Origin of the sequence: Microcoleus sp. K5-D4, from assembly GCF_036704575.1 — a bacterium.
GTDB lineage: Bacteria > Cyanobacteriota > Cyanobacteriia > Cyanobacteriales > Microcoleaceae > Microcoleus.
On record NZ_JAUBSD010000029.1, the window covers coordinates 26,367 to 48,447 of the forward strand.

General features: G+C 46.0%; 19 protein-coding genes. 11 read left to right on the plus strand and 8 right to left on the minus strand.

Annotated features, from left to right (window positions below; all coding sequences use genetic code 11):
* Positions 1–358: 358 nt before the first annotated feature.
* From psb27 to QUA77_RS11820, 4 genes are all read right to left on the minus strand, one after another.
* Positions 359–757: a photosystem II protein Psb27 gene (gene psb27 / locus QUA77_RS11805; RefSeq protein WP_333107406.1), complete on the minus strand. Its 399-nt coding sequence runs from the start codon at positions 755–757 to the stop codon at positions 359–361.
* 148 nt (positions 758–905) lie between these two features.
* Positions 906–2,159, minus strand: a complete 1,254-nt coding sequence (locus QUA77_RS11810; RefSeq protein WP_333450251.1) for a DNA replication/repair protein RecF — start codon at positions 2,157–2,159, stop codon at positions 906–908.
* Positions 2,160–2,455: 296 nt separating this feature from the next.
* Positions 2,456–5,278: a cation-transporting P-type ATPase gene (locus tag QUA77_RS11815; protein WP_333450252.1), complete on the minus strand. Its 2,823-nt coding sequence runs from the start codon at positions 5,276–5,278 to the stop codon at positions 2,456–2,458.
* 942 nt (positions 5,279–6,220) lie between these two features.
* Positions 6,221–6,346: a hypothetical protein gene (locus QUA77_RS11820; RefSeq protein ID WP_333037002.1), complete on the minus strand. Its 126-nt coding sequence runs from the start codon at positions 6,344–6,346 to the stop codon at positions 6,221–6,223.
* A 390-nt stretch (positions 6,347–6,736) separates the two neighbouring features.
* Here QUA77_RS11820 and QUA77_RS11825 point away from each other — a divergent pair, with 390 nt between their 5' ends.
* The 8 genes from QUA77_RS11825 (at position 6,737) to QUA77_RS11860 (ending at position 14,469) form a co-directional block, all read left to right on the plus strand.
* Entirely contained in the window at positions 6,737–7,255 is a 519-nt protein-coding gene (locus QUA77_RS11825) for a phycocyanin subunit beta (protein WP_333037001.1), read from the plus strand.
* A 102-nt stretch (positions 7,256–7,357) separates the two neighbouring features.
* Complete coding sequence (gene cpcA / locus QUA77_RS11830; RefSeq protein ID WP_006631256.1) at positions 7,358–7,846, plus strand: phycocyanin subunit alpha; 489 nt, start codon at positions 7,358–7,360, stop codon at positions 7,844–7,846.
* 149 nt (positions 7,847–7,995) lie between these two features.
* Positions 7,996–8,811: a phycobilisome linker polypeptide gene (locus QUA77_RS11835; RefSeq protein ID WP_333450253.1), complete on the plus strand. Its 816-nt coding sequence runs from the start codon at positions 7,996–7,998 to the stop codon at positions 8,809–8,811.
* Positions 8,812–9,004: 193 nt separating this feature from the next.
* Positions 9,005–9,874: a phycobilisome linker polypeptide gene (locus QUA77_RS11840; protein ID WP_333036999.1), complete on the plus strand. Its 870-nt coding sequence runs from the start codon at positions 9,005–9,007 to the stop codon at positions 9,872–9,874.
* Between the two features lie 101 nt (positions 9,875–9,975).
* Complete coding sequence (locus QUA77_RS11845; protein WP_333036998.1) at positions 9,976–10,260, plus strand: phycobilisome linker polypeptide; 285 nt, start codon at positions 9,976–9,978, stop codon at positions 10,258–10,260.
* 226 nt (positions 10,261–10,486) lie between these two features.
* Complete coding sequence (locus tag QUA77_RS11850) at positions 10,487–11,326, plus strand: HEAT repeat domain-containing protein (protein ID WP_333450254.1); 840 nt, start codon at positions 10,487–10,489, stop codon at positions 11,324–11,326.
* 417 nt (positions 11,327–11,743) lie between these two features.
* On the plus strand, positions 11,744–13,669 hold the full coding sequence (locus tag QUA77_RS11855; RefSeq protein WP_333450255.1) for a hypothetical protein: 1,926 nt from the start codon (positions 11,744–11,746) through the stop codon (positions 13,667–13,669).
* 173 nt (positions 13,670–13,842) lie between these two features.
* Positions 13,843–14,469 (plus strand): HEAT repeat domain-containing protein, encoded by a 627-nt coding sequence (locus QUA77_RS11860; protein ID WP_333450256.1) that lies wholly within the window; start codon positions 13,843–13,845, stop codon positions 14,467–14,469.
* Here the strand turns inward: QUA77_RS11860 and QUA77_RS11865 are convergent.
* Positions 14,458–14,751 (minus strand): DUF2103 domain-containing protein, encoded by a 294-nt coding sequence (locus QUA77_RS11865; RefSeq protein WP_333450257.1) that lies wholly within the window; start codon positions 14,749–14,751, stop codon positions 14,458–14,460. The two genes, QUA77_RS11860 and QUA77_RS11865, sit on opposite strands and share 12 nt — an antisense overlap.
* Positions 14,752–14,851: 100 nt before the next feature.
* Positions 14,852–15,319: a response regulator gene (locus QUA77_RS11870; RefSeq protein WP_333450258.1), complete on the minus strand. Its 468-nt coding sequence runs from the start codon at positions 15,317–15,319 to the stop codon at positions 14,852–14,854.
* Positions 15,320–15,490: 171 nt separating this feature from the next.
* Here QUA77_RS11870 and QUA77_RS11875 point away from each other — a divergent pair, with 171 nt between their 5' ends.
* Together QUA77_RS11875 and QUA77_RS11880 are read left to right on the plus strand one after the other, a co-directional pair.
* Positions 15,491–16,498 (plus strand): Rpn family recombination-promoting nuclease/putative transposase, encoded by a 1,008-nt coding sequence (locus tag QUA77_RS11875; protein WP_333450259.1) that lies wholly within the window; start codon positions 15,491–15,493, stop codon positions 16,496–16,498.
* A 121-nt stretch (positions 16,499–16,619) separates the two neighbouring features.
* Positions 16,620–16,946, plus strand: coding sequence for an antibiotic biosynthesis monooxygenase (locus tag QUA77_RS11880; protein ID WP_333036993.1), 327 nt, complete (start codon positions 16,620–16,622; stop codon positions 16,944–16,946).
* Here QUA77_RS11880 and cas6 read toward each other — a convergent pair whose 3' ends face one another.
* Positions 16,947–17,828, minus strand: a complete 882-nt coding sequence (gene cas6 / locus QUA77_RS11885) for a CRISPR-associated endoribonuclease Cas6 (RefSeq protein ID WP_333450260.1) — start codon at positions 17,826–17,828, stop codon at positions 16,947–16,949.
* A gap of 204 nt (positions 17,829–18,032) precedes the next feature.
* Positions 18,033–19,115 carry a class I fructose-bisphosphate aldolase gene (locus tag QUA77_RS11890; RefSeq protein WP_333450261.1) on the minus strand — a complete coding sequence of 361 codons (1,083 nt, stop codon included), beginning with the start codon at positions 19,113–19,115 and terminating at the stop codon, positions 18,033–18,035.
* 224 nt (positions 19,116–19,339) lie between these two features.
* Here QUA77_RS11890 and QUA77_RS11895 point away from each other — a divergent pair, with 224 nt between their 5' ends.
* Positions 19,340–21,970, plus strand: a complete 2,631-nt coding sequence (locus QUA77_RS11895; protein ID WP_333036990.1) for a M1 family metallopeptidase — start codon at positions 19,340–19,342, stop codon at positions 21,968–21,970.
* The last annotated feature ends 111 nt before the right edge of the window (positions 21,971–22,081 follow it).

The following is a 22,081-nucleotide window of genomic DNA, read 5'->3' on the forward strand; positions in this document are numbered from 1 at the left end:
AGTCGATCGCACAATGCAAATTCTATCTGGCAGCTATTTAAATTCAATAAAGGCGATCGGGCAAGATAAGACTCGGTGATTAAACCGCTGCTATGTTATACAAACTTACCTCTGCCTAAGTGTTTGCGCGCAGGAACGCGCCTTCGCGGACTCAAAAATAAAGGGGGTAAAAAGCCCGGATTTGATATCATATCCAGTTCGATTTTTCAGTATTTTTTCTCTAAATGCTGCATAAAAAAGCGCCTGGATACAGTGGGCGCTAAAAGCAGTTGATATTTCTACTAAAAATTGTTAACACTCAAATATCAAGGATGAAAGATGAATTATTAAAATTTATCCTCGATCCTAAATTTTGAGATTAAGCTCCTCTGTTAAGAGCAGCTTCAATCTGCTGAAATTCTGACTCAAGACGCTTTTTCAATTTTTCAGGAACGGGACGGTTTGGATAGGAACTGTAATGTCCTGCCAAAGAGTTTAATGCCGTCCGCATTGTCGTGAAAGAGGCCAGCTTGGTAAGAGCGGGATCGCGGCGGTATTCAGCAAAAAAATCGTTGATACTTGTGCGAGCCTTGGCTTGAGCGGCTGCTTTTTCCGGCGTGCCCTCTGGCAAAGTGAGCGCTGTTCTCAAGCTCTTCACTAATGCTAATGTGTCTTGGCCATAATCTCCACTCAGAGTGGCCGGAACATTGGTACAGCCCGCTACGCCGATGACAACAACTAATACCAGGGCTAACAGACGGGAAATGTAATGCTTCATAAGGTTTAGAAAAATGGAAGCGAAAGCGGCAATCAAAATTAACCTTTATCCTATCTCGAATTGAGCTAATAATGCCACTTTATACATTTTTTTTGTTTCAATACCATGAAACAGAAAATTTGTCAATCTAAAATCTAAAATCTAAAATCTAAAATCGATTGATTTGTCCAGCAACGACGGAGAGAATTTGGGTTTGTCGCAGCCACTGAGCATCAAAAGCGCCTAGGTGAGTTGTAGTAATCAGAGTTTGAAATCGTTCTTGAATTGTTTCTAAAAGTTGATTTTGGCGGCTCAGATCGAGTTCTGCAAGTACGTCGTCGAGCAAGAGTAAAGGCGCTTCGCCGACGACTTCTTCAATAAGCTGCAGTTCGGCTAATTTTAATGCTAATACCAGAGTTCGCTGCTGACCTTGGGATGCGTATTGACGAGCTGGGGTATTGTTAATTGTAAATATAATGTCGTCGCGGTGGGGGCCGACTAAAGTGGTTCCTTGAAACTGTTCTGCGATCGCTCTTTTTTGAATTTTCTCTAAAAATGCTTGTCGCACTCCTTCGAGATTATCTTTAGCGATTAATTCCGCCCCTACTTCAATATTAGCATCGTATTTCACATCTAAAACTTCGGCAGAACCGCTAATTGAACGGTGCCAATTTCGAGCTAAAGGCATCAAACGCTCCAAAATTCGATCGCGCCTGCGGATGACGCGAGCACCCGCTGTCGCCAACTGCGCGTCCCACAAAGCTAATTCCGAACGGGGAAGTGGCAATTGGGAGTTAGGAATTGGGAATTGGGAATTGGGGATGGGTAAGTCTTCTGTATTTTCCGGTTCAGGACTTTCGGGTGCAATAAATGGCATCTTGTCAAAACTGTCGGAAAATTCCGCTTTCCTGATTTCTTTAGAACGTTTCAATAGAGCGTTTCGTTGGCGCAAAATTTGGTTGTACTGCTGCAAAATGTGAGCGTAAATCGGTTCTAACTGGATGACTAGGCGATCGATCCAATTGCGCCTTCCTTCGGGTCCGCCGCGCACTAAGTCCAAATCCAAACAAGAAAATTGCACTACATTTAAGACGCTCAAAAAGTCTAAATGGCGGCGCAGCGGTTCACCGTTGATCTTGAGTGTTCGACGCGCCCCAGAGCGAAGAGTTAAAGCTAAGTCGATCGCTCCGGTTTGGCGTTCGAGTGTAGCATCAATTTGCCCGATCGGCTTTGAGTCGAGTATTAAATCGCGATCGCGCCCTACCCGGTGGCTTTTTAAGGTAGAAAGCAACTCTACCGCTTCTAACAAGTTAGATTTTCCTTGCGCGTTATTTCCTACTAAAATGGTTTTGGGAGCGTCAAAAGCTACCTTTTGATCGAAATAGTTCCGAAACTGCCGTAGATGCAGCGTTTTTAAATACATAATATTAGTAATTGGTAATTGGTAATACAGCCATCGTAGGGTGCACGACCGGGCGCACCTTACAGGTTGTCAACCGAGCGCTTTTACGATTGCGATTTTCGCCGCTCGTTGCCCTCTCAATGACATTATAACGAAGTAATAAATGTTTTATTGTGACACAATCTCTTTAGTCTTCATAGCGATGACTTTGGCAGTGTTCCAGGGGTTGAAACCCCTGGCGGCTGTACTTGAGAATATTGCGTGCGAGGGTGCTAGCTAATAATGAAACCTCGCTAATTCTTAGTCAGCCGTTAACACTATTTTCTAGATTTGTAAAAGCGCAAAAACAGTTTTTCCATTTCAATCCACACAAACATCAGGGCGCTGAAACCGAAGCAAACCATCAATTCAAACGCCGTCAAATAATGAGTGCCGAAAAATTCTCTCAGCGGCGGAACGTAAATCAGCATCAATTGCAGAATAGTAGTCACAATTACAGCCCCCCACACAAAAACATTAGTGAAGGGATTTAACTCAATAGTTAGCTGAGTGTTAGACCGAATTGCGATCGCGTGACCCATTTGTGCCAAACAAAGAGTTGTAAACACCATTGTTTTCCAAGCCTCGGGATCTCCAACATGGTTAGGGCTGGTGGTATATCCGTAAGCCCAGGACATCATTGCGATCGTCAAAATTGCAAAAATAATCCCGATCCGAATCATGTAAGAACCCAAACCCCGCGCAAAAATACTTTCTCGCGGACTGAAAGGAGGCTTTCTCATCACGTTCGGTTCCCCCGGTTCCACGGCCAAGGCCAAAGCGGGAACGCCGTCTGTTACTAAGTTCATCCACAAAATTTGGAGCGGCGTCAGCGGCACTCCTCCCAAACCCATTAAAGGTGCGGCCGCAATTGTCAACACTTCGCCGATGTTGCTGCCCAAAATGTATTTAATAAAGCGGCGAATATTGCTATAAACCACTCGCCCTTCTTCAGCGGCGGCGACAATAGTTGCGAAGTTGTCGTCGAGGAGCACCATATCGCTAGCTTCTTTGCTGACATCGGTGCCGGTAATCCCCATGGCGATGCCGATATCGGCTTGTTTCAAGGCGGGGGCGTCGTTAACTCCGTCGCCGGTCATCGCGACAAATTTGCCCCAACTTTGCAAAGCTTGGACTATTCGCAATTTGTGTTCGGGGGAAACGCGGGCGTAAACGCTAACCTGTTCGACTTGCTGTTTGAGTTCTTCTTGGCTGAGCTTTTCTAATTCTTGACCGGTGAGAACTCGATCGCCCTCTGTTGCAATACCTAAATCGTAGGCGATGGCTTTTGCTGTCAACTGGTGGTCTCCTGTAATCATCACCACCCGAATGCCAGCATTGCGGCACTTCACCACTGCTTCGCGCACTTCCGGGCGCGGGGCGTCCAGCATACTGACGAGTCCCAGCCAAATCATGTCTTGTTCGCTGGTTTCCTCAGAACCTTCGGGGGGCAAGTTTTCCCAGAGTTTGTACGCAAAGCCGAGGACTCGCAAACCGCCGCTTGCCATGTTGTTGTTTTCGACGAGGATGCGATCGCGCATTTCCTGGGTTAAAGGTTGTACTCGATCGCCGACTATAATGCCTTTGCAGCGCTCCAAAGTCAACTCTGGAGAACCTTTGGTCAGCATCAAATAATTCGACTGCTGTCCTTCTGCTGCGGGAAATCCCGAATTTCCCGATCGGCCCGGCACTTCGCAAATCACGCTCATCCGTTTGCGTTCGGAAGAAAAAGGAAATTCCGCCGTCCGCGGCAGCAATTGAGACTGTTTTTCCTTATAAATGCCTGCTTTTCCCGCTACACAAAGCAGAGCTCCTTCTGTGGGGTCGCCTAAAATCTGCCATTCTTGCTGTTCTTGTTGCAATACTGCATCGTTGCAAACTGCACAGGCAATTAATAAAGATTCGAGTTCTGGATATTCCTCTAAATTATTAATTTTGGCCGATGTCAGGCGATCGGTAAAATCTCCGATCGGGGCATAGCCATCGCCTGCGACGGCGACAGTGCAGTCGCCCGTAGACACTAGCTGAACAACCATTTTATTTTGAGTCAGGGTACCTGTTTTGTCAGAACAAATGGTAGTTACCGAACCCAAAGTTTCTACGGCCGGCAGTTTGCGAATCAGGGCGTTTCGTTTCACCATCCGCCTAGTTCCGAGTGCCAGAGTAACTGTCACGACTGCTGCGAGTCCTTCGGGAACCACAGCCACAGCCATGCTTAGAGAAACTTCTAACAATTCTTCCCACCTGCTGGTATCGAACCCGATGCTGCCGTTTTGGAAGGTAATCATGCCGCCGATGACGACAATTGCGACTAAGCTTAGGGCACCGGAGACTAGAACCTTTCCCAACTGGTCCATCCGCTGTTGCAGGGGAGTCGGTTCGTTTTCTACTGACTGAAGCATGGCGGCAATTTTGCCCAGTTCAGTTTGCATTCCAGTGTTGGTGACGATCGCCTTTGCTCGTCCCTGAACAACTTCTGTGCCCTGAAAAATCAGGTTGAGTCGATCGCCCAAAGAAGCATCTTCTGGAAGTTCTAGCTCTGCTTGCTTGGTTACGGCTAGAGCTTCTCCTGTCAAAGCAGATTCTCTGACTTGCAGATTTGATGTTTCGATCAAGCGTGCGTCTGCTGCTATTTTTACCCCAGCCTCCAACAGCATCACGTCTCCGGGTACGAGTTCCTTGGCTGCTATTTCCGAAGTTTTGCCGTCCCGCACGACTCTGACTAGGGGAGAAGCGAGGTTTTTGAGGGCTGCGAGGGCTTTTTCGGCGCTGCTTTCTTGTAAATAGCCGAGAATGCCGTTGAGTATGACGATCGCAAAAATGGCGATCGCATCTTTGGGAAAAGTATTCGACCGAAAGTCCAAAAAACCCGAAATCACGGCCACACCCATCAGCATCAACAACATGATGTTGGTGAACTGATCGACAAAAATCGACCACGGACTGCGGCCTCCTGTTTCTTCGAGTTCGTTGGGGCCGTATTGCTGCAAGCGTTCTGACACCTGTTTGCTGCTCAAGCCAGCGTCTTTGTTGCTGCTTAGCTGCTGGAGAGTTTGGTCAATTGCTACGGTGTGCCAAGAAGAGGGAGAATTTGAAGACATAAATTACGATCGTGGGGCATAAAGGTGGTTGCGGCCGGACAGCTACAGCCGATCGATCTGGCTGATTACAGTAAGAGAGTTTTAAGTTTTGAGTTCTGAATAAAAAACTGTTTAACTTGGGACTGGTTTTGGGCGGTTCGATGCCGGGGAAGCAAAAAGCTTTTAACTTCAATGCGTCTGGCTGCTCGATCGCGCCGTTTGTAGGCCTACGGCTGATAGCACCTATCCACCTTACCAAAAATAATGGGTTTAAAGCCCCGTCCTAGAAGGACGGAAGCCCAAGCAGTGATTCTTGGAATCCCCGCGCGTTCACGCCGGGAAGGATGTCAATACTAAAAATTAGCAATTACTTCGGCTATTAAACAGAAAAGAAGCCGAGAGCAAGAGTGATTTTAGTCCCGGGATGCAAGGGTGCGCTGCAGGTTAAAACCTACCTTAAAAAAAACGTAATAAAAGGTGCGTATCCGAACTCATCTATTCCCCTGTTTAATTTTAAAAGAAAGAGGGCGCTGCGGTAACAGGTCTCGATCGCCTCTGTTGATTTTCTCCCTATCTACAATGCTCAGCTTCCCACACGCTTCCGTGCGACTAGCCTCATTGAAGCAGAACACATAACAGATATATAGATGAAGAAAGTTTTTTGGCAACCGCAGCAGGGGACATAGTAGATGCTTGGTCTGGGGTCAAGTACAAGGACTCCCCAGACCAAGCATCCCCGCGTTATGAAAGACCGGGCCCGGTCTTTCCACTTCCAACGGCTGAGTTTTGTCACTAAATGCTGATATTTCCGGTAAAAGCTGAGGCTGTGGCGAGGGGGTTGACAATCTTTTGGATTTTCCCCACACCGAATTCTGCAGAGATCCTGACATTGGGCAGAATTTTTGCTTTTTTGCCTATTCCCCCAGCCTTCTTTTAGCAAAACTTTAATTTACTTAACACTTCTTAACAATTCCACTTTTCCAGAGAAAGCCAACAAAGGCGATCGGCCCACGGGACGGTTCCGGGCGCTTCTACCGCCACGGCAGGGCGATCGAAGCAAACTCTGCGTTTTTTGTTCTCATCTCGCATCTACCCTCAGAAGGAGATTTGTCCGCACTTGCACCCCAAATATTTACCTTCTTAGAGAGATAAGTTTCTGTAATAATTTGTAATAAACAAACGCAGGCGAGCGTTGTATAAAGATTATCAGAGGGTTGAAACGACAGGCCAAAGTTAACAAAAACCCTGATTGACAAGGTTTGTCGCATCTCATAAAAGGTGTAAAATTTTCTAAGGTTTCTTAAACCTCCGTTGCAATGTAACAATAGTGCAGGTAGCGGAAAGGGAGAGATCGATGGGACCAGCAGATTAGCTGGCATCAAATTTCAACCCTTGCAGGCACTCGTAGCCTGAACAAATTTAACTTAACGGTTTTATACCGCAACCAAACTCAATTAACTCAAATAGGAGAGTTCTTTCATGTTTGACGCATTTACAAAAGTGGTTTCCCAATCTGACGCTCGGGGCGAATTTCTAGCTCAGGGTCAACTAGATGCTCTCAGCAGCATGGTTTCCGACGCCAACAAGCGGATTGACGCAGTAAACCGCATCACCGGCAACGCATCCAGCATCGTAGCCAATGCAGCTCGCACCCTGTTCGCTGAACAGCCTCAACTGATCGCTCCTGGTGGCAATGCTTACACCAACCGCCGCATGGCAGCTTGCTTGCGCGATATGGAAATCATCTTGCGCTACGTCACCTATGCAACATTTGCAGGCGACGCCAGCGTTTTGGACGACCGCTGCTTGAACGGTCTGCGTGAAACATACCAAGCTCTGGGAGTTCCCGGTGGCTCAGTTGCAGCCGGCGTGCAAAAAATGAAGGAAGCAGCAATCGCGATCGCTAACGACCCCAACGGTGTTACCCGTGGTGATTGCAGCTCGCTGATGTCTGAAATCGGCAGCTACTTCGACCGCGCTGCTAATGCAGTCGGCTAAAAATAGCCAAGCGAACCTTTCTTGTAAAGAAGCGAGCATCGCATTTTTGCAAACAATCATTTTTGTACAAAAACAACACAACATTAGGGAGAAACCAGAACAATGAAAACCCCTTTGACTGAAGCAGTAACCGCAGCCGATTCTCAAGGCCGTTTCCTGAGCAGCACTGAACTGCAAGTCGCCTTCGGCCGTTTCCGCCAAGCAGCAGCAGGTTTGGAAGCAGCCAAAGCTTTGACCGCCAACTCTCAGCGCTTGATCGACGGTGCAGCTCAAGCTGTGTACAACAAATTCCCGTACACGCAACAAATGCAAGGCCCGAACTACGCTTCTACCCCAACCGGTAAAGCCAAGTGCTCTCGCGACATCGGCTACTACCTGCGGATGGTAACCTACTGCTTAGTTGCAGGCGGCACCGGTCCGATGGACGAGTACCTGATTGCAGGTGTTGACGAAATCAACCGGACATTTGAATTGTCTCCTAGCTGGTACGTTGAAGCTCTCAAGTACATCAAAGGCAACCACGGTCTCAGTGGCGACGCTGCAACTGAAGCGAATTCCTACATCGACTACGCAATCAACGCTCTGAGCTAGATTTGCGTGATGCCCGGAATTGTAAGCTGCTGTTAGCTTAAGTGTTAGCGGTTGTTTAGAATTCCGGGCATCTGCGATCTAAGCCTAGTTTTGCAAATACTTTTTTTAAGCAGTTTTCAGTTTTTAAAGCAAAAAAGGGAGAAGCGAAGATGGCGGGATTAGGTGCAGCAGAACGGTTGGGAATAAAAGCATTTGAAGAAGCGGGACGGGTAGAACTGCGTCCCCACTGGACGCAAGACGATGCGAAAGCAGTAATTCGCGCTGCTTACAGCCAAGTTTTCGGCAACGAGTATTTAATGTCGAGCGAACGACTGACCAGTGCTGAATCTCTGCTGATGCAAGGGCAGATTTCAGTGAAAGATTTTGTGCGGTCAATTGCACATTCCGAAACTTATCGGAAAAAGTTTTTTTATCCGAACTCGCAAACGCGGTTAATTGAGCTTAATTATAAGCATTTGTTGGGCCGCGCTCCTTACGACGAGTCGGAAATTGCTTTCCACGTTGATTTGTACAATGCAGAAGGCTACGAAGCTGAAATCAATTCTTACATTGACTCAGTTGAGTATCAAGAAAATTTTGGCGAAAGTGTAGTGCCTTACTATCGCGGTTTCGCGACTCAAAGAGGTCAAAAAACCGTCGGTTTTAACCGGATGTTTCAACTGTACCGGGGTTTTGCTTCTAGCGATCGCTCGCAAAACCAAACCCAAGCCCGGCTGACTTGGGAAGTAGCGAGAAATATGGCTTCGCCGATACACACAGCCTCCACCGGAAAAGCCCTTGGCGGGACTTCCGGCGGTTCTCGCGGCCAACTCTACCGAGTCACCGCAATGCAAGCTGCGGCTAAGTTTTCGCCCCAAGTGCGCCGGACTACTACCGAATATCTCGTGCCTTACGAGCAACTTTCGAGCCGCTTGCAGCAAATCAACAAACGTGGCGGCAAAGTGGTAAGTATTACCACAGCTTAAAGTTTGTGTATTGACGTTTTTTTGAAACGTCTTTAGCAAAGTAGGACTAAGGCTAAAAAATTCTTCAATTTTATGTGTATAGGTAAGGTGTGCAGTGTACACCCTACTTTGAGGCATATTATCCTTAGTCCTAAAAATTTCAAGTGCAACCAAGCATTAAACTTTTGTCATTAATAATTTAGGAGAAAATCTGGTGGCGATTACGACAGCAGCGTCCAGACTGGGAACATCCGCATTGAGCGATGCGCCGAAGGTAGAACTGCGCCCGAACTACACCAAAGACGACGTTGAAACTGTGATTCGTGCGGTTTACCGTCAGGTGCTGGGCAACGACTATTTAATGAAATCCGAGCGACTTACCAGTTCCGAGTCTTTGCTGCGGGACGGCAGTTTGACTGTACGAGAATTTGTACGGGCTGTAGCTAAGTCAGAACTGTACAAAACGAAGTTTTTCTACAACAGCTTCCAAACTCGGACGATCGAACTAAACTACAAACACTTGCTCGGTCGCGCTCCCTACGACGAATCTGAAGTAGTTGAACACTTAGATTTGTACCAAACACAAGGCTACGACGCTGATATTGATTCTTACATCGATTCAGTAGAGTATCAAGAAAACTTTGGCGAAAGTATCGTGCCTTACTACCGCGGCTTTAACACCCAGCGCGGTCAAAAAACCGTCGGTTTTACCCGGATGTTCCGGTTGTATCGCGGCTATGCAAACAGCGATACATCTCAACTAGAAGGCAATAATTCTCGCTTAGCTGTCGAACTCGGCACTAACACCGCTACGCCTGTAGTCGGTCCCTCCGGCGGTAACGAAGGTTGGGCATATCGGCCTTCTGCCAGAAACGTAACTCCCAGCAGCACTTTCGGCGGCGCGGCAGCTTACGGCAAAGAAGGGCGGCTGGTGCGCGTGGAAGTTTCGGGCATTCGCACGGGCGGCTATCCCAGCGTGCGCCGCAGCAGCAAGGCTTTCATCGTACCTGTGGAGGAGTTGTCCTCGCAAATGCAGAAATTTCAACGCCTGGGCGGGAAAATCGCCAGCATTACTCCAATTTAGTCAGTTGGCAGTTGGCAGTTGGTAGTTACTAGCTTCTAGTCAACAGTCAACAGTCAACAGTCAACAGTCAACAGTCAGAATTACCAATTACCAAGAAGCTTATGTTGGGTCAAATTGTAGCTGGAAAAAGTGGCAATACAGCTTCGGCTGGTCGCTGCTTTCGGTATGAAGTTGTCGGCTTGCGCCAAAGCGATGAAACAGATAATGTGGATTATTCGATTCGATCGAGCGCGAGTACATTTATCACCGTGCCTTACAATCGGATGAATCAAGAAATGCAGCGGATTACTCGCATGGGCGGGAAAATTGTCAGCATTCATCCTTTAAACGCGGGTGCAGAATCATCCCATGAATCATCCCATGAATCATCGGGCGATCACCAATAGTTTGGTGGGAGGGGCGATGAAAATCGCTCCGACAAAAGCTAGAAGGGGCGATGAAAATTGCTCCTAGACAAACAAAGTCCACTCCAAGCGGACTAAGAGTTAATGTAACCCGCCCAGGCGGGTTTTGTCTGTTTAGTAGCGATTTGAATCGGCGAGTGTCCCTAACCCTTGCTGGATAGCAGCGATTTAAATAGCCGAATAACTAATAACTAATAACTAATAACTAATGACTATGAATTATTACGAATCCGACTCACCGCCGGCGGGTGTAGCTGAGGGCGAGTCTTTAACTGTTGAACAGGCGATCGCAAATTTGCACTCCCAAGATTACAGTCTCCGGTATTATGCTGCTTGGTGGGTTGGCAGATTTCGAGTCAAGGAACCTGCAGCTATTGCAGCTTTAATTGCTGCATTGAAAGAAGAGTCAGAACAAACAAAAATCGGCGACTATTCCCTAGTGCGAAATGCGGCGCGGGCTCTGGGTAAATTGGGCGACAAACAAGCCTTGCCGGCCCTGATTCGCTGTTTGGAATGCGCTGATTATTACGTGCGAGAAGCGGCGGCCCAAGCTCTAGAAATGCTGGGCGAGAGCGATTCTATTGGGCCGCTAATGAAGCTATTGGATGGGGGCGTAGCTGTGGCCGTGCGAGTACCAGGAAAATCGCACCTCGTGCAACCTTACGACTCGGTAATTGAAGCTTTGGGAACGCTGAAAGCCACAGAAGCAATACCGCTAATTTCACCTTTTTTAGAACATTCTGTGGAGCGGGTGCAGTACGCGGCGGCGCGGGCGATGTATCAGTTAACGGGTGAGCGGGTTTACGGAGAGCGGTTGGTAAGTGCTTTGAATGGGGATAATTTGCAGTTGAGGCGATCGGCTTTGATGGACTTGGGGGCGATCGGCTATTTGCCGGGAGCGCAAGCTATTTCTGAGACTTTAGCAGAAAATAGCATAAAATTGATTGCGCTCAAAGGAGTTTTGGAGCATCACCTCAATCAACAAGAATCTCTATCTTTGTCAGATGAAGCTATCCAAGTTATGAATTTAATGGATAGTTTGCTTTAAAAAAATTAGTTCATAACTGAAATAGGATTGCTGTTGCGATGCTCAATTTTATCGCGTCAATTCAGGAAACAGCATTTTTCAGGAGACAACACATTTCAGGAGACAGCGCCGTGCTGTTTCCCTACCGCATATCTGTATTTCATGGAGTTAAAAACTGCGATTTTCTCGCTTTTATCCGCGTGAATCTATGGCGGATTATTTGATGGAATAAGAAACGAGGCTTTAGGTAATAATTTTTCTAAATTTCAGTGAAAATACTGAGGCTGGTAGCTGTTGTTGGTGAAACCGAGAGTGTTAAAATAATATTACCATCTGGATTAGTCCTCAGTTAAAAAACTTTTGGTTGTGACAATAGCGATCGCGGAATGCTGCGAGATGGTTGTGTAGCAGCTAGAAGTATAAATCGGGGGATTCACCATGAGCAACGATCCTTTTGAAGTCCAGGTGCAACATTTTGCAGCGCTGAAGTCCAAGTATCAAGCAACAAAATATGAAGATTCATCTCCCTCTAGTCTTCTGTATCTCATTCTGCGAAAAGCTAATTTAGAATTTGAAATTACCGACTTCGAGTGGAATTGGTTACTAGAGCATGAGCTTTTGGAAACAATAGAAGCTATCGAGCAAGAGCCACTACGTAAGGCTGAAGAACCAAGAAAACTAGATGCTAAATTTTCTCAACTCAAGTCTAAGTTCAAAGTAACCAGACATCGCGATTTACGGCTATCCAGTCCTTTGTATCCTATCCTTTGGAAACTTGACTCAGAAAATCAGCTAACTGACTTAGAAGTTAAATACCTGCAAGAGCAGGGGCTTACTGAAACAGTTGCTGTCGTTCAAGAGATGGCGCGATTTGCTGCACTAAAGGCTAAGTACCAAGCAACTGAATATCCAGATTGTTCACTTGATAGCCCCTTGTATCAAATTCTCAAGCAACTGGATGCACGAGAAATATTAAGTGATGTAGAGGCTAACTGGCTGTTCAATAACCAACTGGTTGATACTCTAGAAATTTTTTGGCAACAAAAAGCTGTACGGGAAGCTGAGTTTGCCCAACTCAAGGATAAGTACAAAGCTAGTGAATACCCAGAAACATCTGTATCAAGTCAGTTGTATCCCATCCTGAAAAACCTGGATGCAGATATACAGTTGAGCGAGTCAGAACTTAACTGGCTGGAACAGCATCAACTGAGCGAAACGCTTAACATTGTTTTGGAGATTGAACAGAAACGGCACTTTGCTGAACTGAAAGTTAAGTATAAAGCTAATGAATCTGAGGATTCATCCCTCTCTAGCCATCTGTATAAAGTTCTCAAAAAAATTGATTTAGATAATCAGCTAGGTGAGCATGATATTAACTTTCTGAAAAAGCGTAAACTGACTGAGACAATTACGGTTGCTCTGGACAAATGTGTTGCTAGTCTGAAGTCTAAGATAAAATCGGGAGAGCAGTTAAGTGAGGCTGATATTGATTGGTTGCAAAAGAATGGACGTGAGGATGTCATTACTTTTGCTATTGACAAATATGCTGCTAGTCTGAAATCCAAAATCCAATCGGGAGAGCAGTTGAGTGAGGCTGATATTGATTGGGTGAAACAGAATGGACGTGAGGATGTAATTACTTTTGCCCAAGAAAAGGAATTTGCTGCTCTGAAGGTTAAGTATCGGATTATAGATCGTGATTTCCCTTTCGATCCGTTTTACACCATCATGGTCAAATTGGAGAAAGAAGAGCGTCTAGATCCTGTGTTAGTTGTTCAGTTAATACAACAGGGACTTTTAGCTAGTCATGGAAAGATTGCTATGGCCTACCACAGGCTTGAAGCGCTTTTCTACGATCGGGAATATGAGCGCACAGGAAATAAATGGAACTTGCCCAACGCCAGCAGTCATTGGCGCAAGGCAGATGAACCGAAAAGTGCATTGCAGGTGACAGAAAATCTGGACTTCGACCAAATCAAAGAAAATAAGCTCAAGTCAGCTTTGCTAACAACGAGGGGCGGTGCTTTTCGAGATATTGATAAATTAGATGATGCACAAAAGTGCGCGCTAAAAGCTATTGAGTATCAGCCTCAGAGTCATCATCCTTACACTTTGATGGGAGCTATTTGTTATGAGTGGGGTCAATATTCACAGGGCGATGATTGGTTTAACAAGGCAATTAAACGGGGTGCTGAATCAGAAGATATAGATTCCGAACTCAAGCAGGTTGTCAAAAATGCTAAGGATGAGAAGCGTCGGGAAGTTGTGGAATATCTGCTGAAAAAAAATCCGCAGCGCTATGCTTGGGCTAAGTCTTATAGGAAGCGCCAAGGCGGTGAGGACGCACAGCGCAAGAGATCCTAGGGCGGGTATGGAGTCGAGTTTTTTGCCGATTCGACTCTTTACCAAGACTGTCCTACTTCGAGCTGGGTAAGCTTTCCAAGTTAATCGCCGCGCCTCACCCACGCTGCAAAAAGTTCGATCGCGCGATCGACCCAACCTACAATTAAAATGGTCACGGTAAAGCTTACAAATACATGGCATTAGAACTAATTCAGGCTGTCGAACAAGCAGATTCTTCCGAGGGCTTGTTAAACGCAGTCAAAGCACTGGCGGCGGCTTCCTCAAAACAAGCAATTCCTACCTTAATTACAGTGCTCGGTTACAACAACCCAGGCGCCGCTGTTGCCGCCGTGGATGGGCTAATTCAGCTCGGAGAAGCTGCGGTGCTGCCGCTTCTAGAACAGCTTGACGGCTACAATTACGGGGCGAGAGCTTGGGCTGTTCGGGCTTTGGCGGGAATTGGCGACCCCAGGGGTTTGGAGATTTTGCTTGATGCGGCGGCGAATGACTTTGCTTTGAGCGTGCGGCGGGCAGCGGTTAGGGGTTTGGGGACGATTTGCTGGGAACTGATGCCGACAGAACAAATTGCAGATGCTCAACTTCGCGCTGTGAAAACCCTGCTGCAAGCGTCCCGCGATCCAGAATGGGTGGTTCGCTACGCAGCAGCGGGGGGTTTGCAAGCTTTGGCGGCTGCTGCGACTGTTAAACCGGATTGGTTAGCGGAAGTTTCGGCCAGACTTGAGGAAATCACCCAAAGCGATGAAACTACTTCGGTGAAAGCCCGGGCTTTGCTTGCTAAGGAAAAATTGTCACTTAGGTAGGGTTTGGGCGATCGTCTCTTCCAAGTCCCCTTGACTGAGAGTGGTTAATATAAAGACTTCTTGTACGGTTTTGCCCTGTCTGGCAATGATTTTAAATCCCCCGCGGATGGGTACTGACACTCTTAATGTCATGCGGGGGATGTGTCCTTTAACTTTGTTGATGACGCCCGGAGTGACAGTTTGAATTCCCATTTTTAGGGTGAGGCGCTCTAAAATTGGTATCAAACCGGGAAGGTGGGTAGAGTGATTCCAAACTAGGCGGCCTTTGGGTTGTGCGTGCATAAATATTTAACCAAATTCAACATACCCAGTCTAAGCCACCCCTGACTGGAACCAATTTGAAATTCCCTCAACTTGTGTATCAATAACGTTACTGTGAGCGTCATTGCCAGCAAACCGAGGCAATCTCAAACCGAGATTTTTGATTCCGGGCGCGCAAGCTAAGATTTGATGCCGCAGAATTGTCCTGTACTTTTTGATATTTTGGGTTGGCAACTGTCGGTTTTTCTAGTTGAGCGGCGATCGCCCGGAGCATTTCTGCGAGGCTGCAAGGTTTCTTGAGATAGCCGTCTGCTTTGAGTTCCAGGGCTTTTTCCATTTCGGAGGCTGTCATAAAAATAAACGGAATGCTGGCGGTTGCAGGGTGCGATCGCACGGCTGCGAATACTTCAAAACCGTCGAGTTCCGGCATCATGACATCAGACAAAATTAAATCGGGAATTTGGGCAGCTAACTGGACACCAACTTTTCCATTTTCGGCGCCGACAGCTTCAAAACCGTGCGAGTCCAGAAGTTCTAATACCGTTTCTCGGATTAAGTTATCGTCTTCAATTACTAATATTTTTGTCATTGTTTGTTAGTTTTTTGTTAGTTTTATTTTTACTTGTATGTTAAAATTATATCACCCGTATTTTTATAAATTCAAGTGGGCTATTGCAGCTACCCAGTTTTCGCAGCCCCGAAGCGATCGCACTCGCTCAAAATCTTTCATAAATCAATAAAACAGTTCCGGAAAAATCTCATGAAATTTATCAGCCCTAAAACAGACTTTGCCTTCAAAAAAATCTTTGGTTCCACCGACAGCCAAGACATCCTCATCAGCTTCTTAAATGCTCTAATTTACGCCGGTGAGCCAATCATCCAAGACTTGCAAATTATTGACCCTTACTCGGCTGCTACCGTTAGCGGACTCAAAGATAGTTATTTGGATGTCAAAGCTCGAATTACCGGCAACAAGACGGTAATTATTGAAATGCAAGTTTTGAATGTAGCCGCTTTTGAAAAACGAGTCATCTACAACCTAGCCAAAACCTATGCCAACCAACTCAAAATTAGAGAAGGTTATCCTAGATTGCAACCAGTAATTGCTTTGACGATTACTGATTTTGAAATGTTTAAAGAACAACCTGATGTTATTTCTCATTTTGTGTTCAAGGAAAAAGAGAAACTATTTGATTATCCCCATCTCCAAGTTGAAATGTTTTTTGTGGAATTGCCGAAATTTAACAAACAGTTAGATGAACTCACAAGCTTGACAGATAAATGGATTTATTTTCTAAAAAATACTCCCGATCTAGAAACAATCCCAGCCACAATGGAAACAGTTCCAGAACTAGAAAAAGCTTTTCAAATTGCCAATGAGGCTAACTTAAGCTTGAAAGAGTTCGAGGATATGGAAGCCCAGGAAATGGCGATCGAAGAACAGCGGGGAATAATTACTAGGGGCGTAGAAGAAGGTCTGGAGCGAGCTTTGGAGCCAGCTTTGGAGCGAGCTTTGGAGCCAGCTAGGATTCAAGCGATGCAAGAAGGGATTCAAGCTGGCCGTCAAGAAGGGATTCAAGAAGGGATTAGAGCAGGTCAAAGAGCATTAATTCTGCGTCTGCTGGAGCGACGACTAGGAGCAGTTAATCCCGATGTAGTTTCGCGGATGGGGGAATTATCGGTTGAGCAATTAGAGAGTTTGGTAGAGGAGGTAGTCGGATTTTCTAGTTTATCCGATTTAATGGTTTGGTTGGATAGAGCAGAATAAGAGAGAGCGATCGCTGTGAGGTTTTTTTAGGTCGATCTACTTATAAACAGCGATATTCACAAATTTCTGGCGATCGGGTAAAATATAACTTGCTGTATCGCTATTAAGTGAGGAAAAAGATATGTCAGAATTTCTAGACTTTCTCAGACATCAGTTTGCCTACGTTGCCATTGGCGAATTTAAACCGGGAAAATTTGAAGCTGCAGAACAACTTTTTGAAAAAGCCGTTGCAACTTATGCCACAGGTTTTAAGGGAGCCTACCTGCTGCAATTGCCCAATACAGACAAAGGTATTGCCATCATTTTTTGGGAAAGCGTAGAAGATATGGCAGCCAATCAAAGCGAAGCTTATCAGGAAATATTGAAGCAGATGACGCCTTTGTTTGCGAAAATACCAGACACAAATGTTTATGAAATTGTCAGTGAAATTCAGCCCAAAACTGAATAATTAAAAAACCTGCAACCTGCGCGTCATTCCCATACCCATCGGCGTTTTTCGCCCGACTCCGCTGTAAAGCGCAAAATCTGCTAAAGTGTTAATTTGCTTGATAGTAGCAGGAGCTATATCTCCCATAATTCGGTAACTAATATCGCCGACGCAGCCAATAAATTTACTGCGAGAATCTGTACAAAGTTCTGTTCGGATATCGAAGAAACTCGGGAAAATAGCTTCTGTGAAATTAGGTTGGATCGCAATCCTGCTGTACTTGTTCCAGCGATTCGCTAAACTGCCGAAAATACTTTCTCTAGTTGGCATAGCACTATCGTATACCCCTTGCCGAAAATTAGTAGGAGTGCAAAAAGTAAAAGCAATTTGGCGCTCAGTTTCGGAAGCTCTATCGAACAATTCGGCGTAAGTACAAAAGTTTACCCAAGGCTGGTTTGATTGCGGTTGGCTCAAAATATTAGTAATGTATATATTTGTCGGCCCGAGATGCCAAGGACTCTCGAAATTAAGTTGCTGCCAAAGTTGAGTTAGGCGATCGAACAAACCGTCATCCAGCAGAGAAATTCGCCACCAAATCGGCGTATTTTCCTGAATTGCTTGTTTGTGTTCCCATTGTACAGCCTGCGAAATTGTGCGCGAAGCAGGAGGCAAAACTCTCTTTTGCGGCTGTGGCGTACTGCTTTTGTAAGGCTCTTTTCTCCTTACTTGGAAAGGGCTTAAAGTGAAAGCTTTTTCCTGAGATTGGTCGTGCAGGTACGCGCTCAAATCGGTGTCTACAGCACTCACAAGGTTCAAAAATAAAGCGTGGAGATGCCGCCCCGTTAAAAACTGGGATGGAATTGGCGCGACTGGTCGCAGGTTTAAAACAAGGCTGTAGGGCATTTTTAAATTTATATACGGTGTCTGTATAGATGTTCAGCTAGTATTAATACTACAGCTAAGTTGCAACTTAAATTAAGGAATTTAAATCACATAAGGTGCACAGTGTGCACCCTACGTTTACGACGATTTGTGGGTCGTGTCCACCTACGTTTAGGTTGTACGTTTAGGTTGTAATATTGAGGCCAATCTCTGTCGGGTAAGTTTTTAGGCGATCGAGATTTCTGGCGACAAATAAACATCTTGAATGGCGTGGAACAATTTTACGCCTTCTTCAAAAGGACGCTGAAAAGTTTTGCGACCAGAAATTAAGCCACAGCCGCCAGCGCGCTTGTTGATTACCGCCGTGCGAATTGCTTCTGCAAAATCGCTTTTCCCTGAAGCACCGCCGGAGTTAATTAAACCCATCCTTCCCGCATAACAGTTGAGCACTTGATAGCGAGTTAGATCGATCGGGTGATCCGTTGTCAAATCCGAATAAACGCGCTTGTCTGTTTTGCCGTAACTGTGGCCGCTAGCTTTAGCCACAGCTTCGTAACCGTTGTTGCATTCGGGCAATTTCTGCTTGATAATGTCAGCTTGAATTGTCACTCCCAAGTGATTTGCTTGCCCGGTTAAATCGGCTGCAACATGATAATCTTTGTCTTGTTTAAAGATATCGTTGCGGAGATAGCACCACAAAATTGTCGCCATTCCGTATTCGTGAGCGTGAGCAAAAGCCTGACTGACTTCTTGGATTTGTCGCGTCGATTCCGGAGAACCAAAATAAATTGTTGCTCCCACTGCAACTGCCCCCAAATTCCAAGCTTGCTCGACGGTCGCAAACATTATTTGGTCGAATTGATTGGGATAAGTCAGCAACTCGTTGTGATTGAGCTTGACAATAAAAGGGATTTTATGCGCGTATTTGCGAGATACGCTTCCCAAAACTCCCAGCGTTGTCGCGACAGCATTGCAGCCAGCAGAAATTGCTAATTTAATGATATTTTCGCTGTCAAAATAGATGGGATTCGGTGCAAAAGAAGCGGCCGCCGAGTGTTCGATTCCTTGGTCTACTGGCAGGATGGATAAATAGCCGGTATTTGCCAAGCGTCCGCTAGAATAGAGTTGCTGAAGCGATCGCAAAACTTGGGGAGAGCGATCGGTTTGAGCAAAAATGCGATCGACCCAATCCGGGCCCGGCAGGTGCAACAAATCTTTAGAAACTTTCGCTTGATGGGTGAGCAAGTCTTCGGCTTCGTCGCCAAGCCAAGATTCGATCGAACTGGGAACTGATAGTGTAGCTGTCATACAGATTTCCCTCTCAATTTCAATTGCAGGCTGATGATTGCAGACATTAACCTTGCTGATATTGTAGCGAAAAAATCATATTTTCCATCCCTTCAACGCTAGACCCAGTTTTTAACAAGTTAGCGACAACAGCAGCTAGGACGCGCTACTCTATAATAAGCTGGCAGTTCAGCCGGATCTGCGCTGCCAGCGATCGCCGATCGACTCACAACTTTGCCATCACAATGTCACACACTTACTTTGATTCTGAAAACGCTCACAAATCCTTCGAGATGCCCGGTGCCAGGCCCCACTACAACCCCGATCGCCCCGGTCAAGTAGAGCATATTTTCCTCGACTTAGTGCTGAATATTCCCAAACAAAGCTTTCGCGGCACTTGCAGCATCCGCATCAATCCAATCCGCAGCGGCATTGACAAATTAACCTTAGATGCGGTCAACCTGAATATTAAATCAGTAAAAGTCGGCGAAATTGAGCAAAATTTCGACAGCGATGGCGAAGTGCTGCAAATTCAACTACACGAACCAACCGAAGCTTACCAACCAATTACAATTGCGATCGAATACTCGGTAGAAAAACCTCAGCGTGGCCTTTATTTCGTCGGCCCGGACAAACACTATCCAAACAAACCAACACAAGTTTGGACTCAAGGCGAAGACGAAGATTCCCGCTTCTGGTTTCCCTGTTTCGACTATCCTGGACAACTCGCTACTTCAGAAATTCGAGTCCAAGTTCCGAGACAACTATTTGCTATTTCCAACGGCGAATTAATTAGTACAAAAAACGAAGGCGACGATAAAATTTATCACTGGTCTCAAACCCAGGTACACCCGACGTATTTAATGACATTAGCAGTCGGAGATTTTGCCGAAATCAAAGACGAATGGAACGGCAAACCAGTTAATTATTACGTGGAAAGAAGCCGCGAAGCAGACGCTAAGCGCAGCATGGGCAAAACGCCTCAAATGATTGAATTCTTCTCTCAAGCATTTGGCTATCCTTACCCTTTTCCCAAATACGCTCAAGTCTGCGTCGATGATTTTATCTTCGGCGGTATGGAAAATACTTCGACAACTTTGCTAACAGATAGGTGCTTGTTAGATGAACGTGCCACCCTCGACAATCGAGGTACTGAAAGCTTAGTTGCTCACGAATTAGCTCACCAGTGGTTCGGGGATTTAGTAGTAATTAAACATTGGTCTCATGCTTGGATAAAAGAAGGCATGGCTTCTTATTCCGAGGTGCTGTGGACTGACAAAGAATACGGTAAAGAAGACGCGGCTTACTATATGTTAAATGAAGCCCGCAATTATTTAGCTGAAGATAGTTCCCGCTACCGCCGCCCGATCGTTACTCACGTTTACCGCGAAGCAATCGAATTGTACGATCGCCATTTGTACGAAAAAGGCGCTTGCGTCTATCACATGATTCGCGCCGAGTTGGGCGACGAATTATTTTACAAAGCAATTCACACTTTTGTGCGGGATAACGCTCACAAAACTGTAGAAACCATCGATTTGCTCAGGGCGATAGAAAAGGCTACTGGCCGCAATCTCATGTTTTTGTTTGACCAGTACGTTTATCGCGGGGGTCATCCAGATTATAAAGTTGCTTATTCCTGGGATGGCGACAGCAAATTAGCAAAAGTGACTGTCACCCAAACTCAGGTAAAAGACAGCAAAAATGGCAACGGCAACAGCAAAGATGTATTCGATTTGAAAATCCCGATCGGCTTCGGTTACAAGCCAGACAAAGAATCAGACGATGACAGTTGGGCACGTTCAAACCAGAACCTAAAAACTTTCACCGTCCGAGTGCATGAGCGCGAGCAAAGCTTCTATTTTCCCCTAGAAGAGAAGCCGGCGTTCATCAGTTTTGATGTCGGCAATAAATACTTAAAAACTGTTGCGTTAGAGTATGGAGTTGCAGAACTAAAAGCTCAGTTGCAATTCGATCCAGACCCAGTTTCCCGGATTTACGCTGCCCACGCTTTGGCGAAAAAGGGAGGGCTGGAAGCGGTGAAAACGCTGTCAGAAGTTCTCAAGAAAGAGCCGTTCTGGGCAGTACGGGCCGAAGTTGCCGGTCAGTTAGTTGAAATTAAACTCGACCAAGTTTTTGAAGGTTTAGTAACTGGTTTAAAAGATAAAGATGCTCGTGTTCGTCGCGCTGTGGTGAATGCGCTGGGGAAAATCCAAACTCACGAAACTTATAAAGCGCTGAGGTCGATCGTGGAAAAAGGCGACGACAGCTATTACGTAGAAGCAGCAGCAGCGAGTGCTATGGGCTCCATTGCAGGGGCTAACCCCGACGAAAAACCGACCGACGAACAGGTACTGAAAGAGTTAAAATTGGTGCTGAAAGAGCGTCAGGGCTGGAATGAGGTAGTGCGATCGGGTGCGATCGCCGGTTTGGCGCAGATGAAAACTTCTGAAGATGCGCTGAATCTAATTTTGAAATACACAGCCGCCGGTACTCCGCAAGCTTTGCGCTTGGCTGCAATTCGAGCTTTGGGCACAATTTCGACTGGTCAAACGAAGGTCAATTTAGAACGGATTTTGCAGCGATTGGCAGAATTATCTAAAGAGACGTTTTTCTTGACTCAAGTCTCTGTAGTAGTGGGATTAGGACAAATGCAAACTCGCAAAGCAATTCGCATTTTGCGTTCTTTAGCTGACCAAACTCCCGATGGCCGCGTTCGCCGCATGGCTGATGAAGCTGTGCAAAGAGTGCAGAAAAATGTTGGTTCTGATGCAGCGGTAAAGCAGTTGCGGGAGGAGTTAGACCAGGTGAAAAAGGAGAATCAAGATTTGAGGAGTCGGATGGAAAATTTGGAGGCTAAGGCGAAGAAAGATTAGGTGTAAAACCCCAGACCGGCGCAGATAAAGGCAGATATTGGCGATCGGCTTTTATCTGCTTGTCGGTAGAGGATTGTGCGCGGTTATTATAATAATATTATTGTTCAGTGG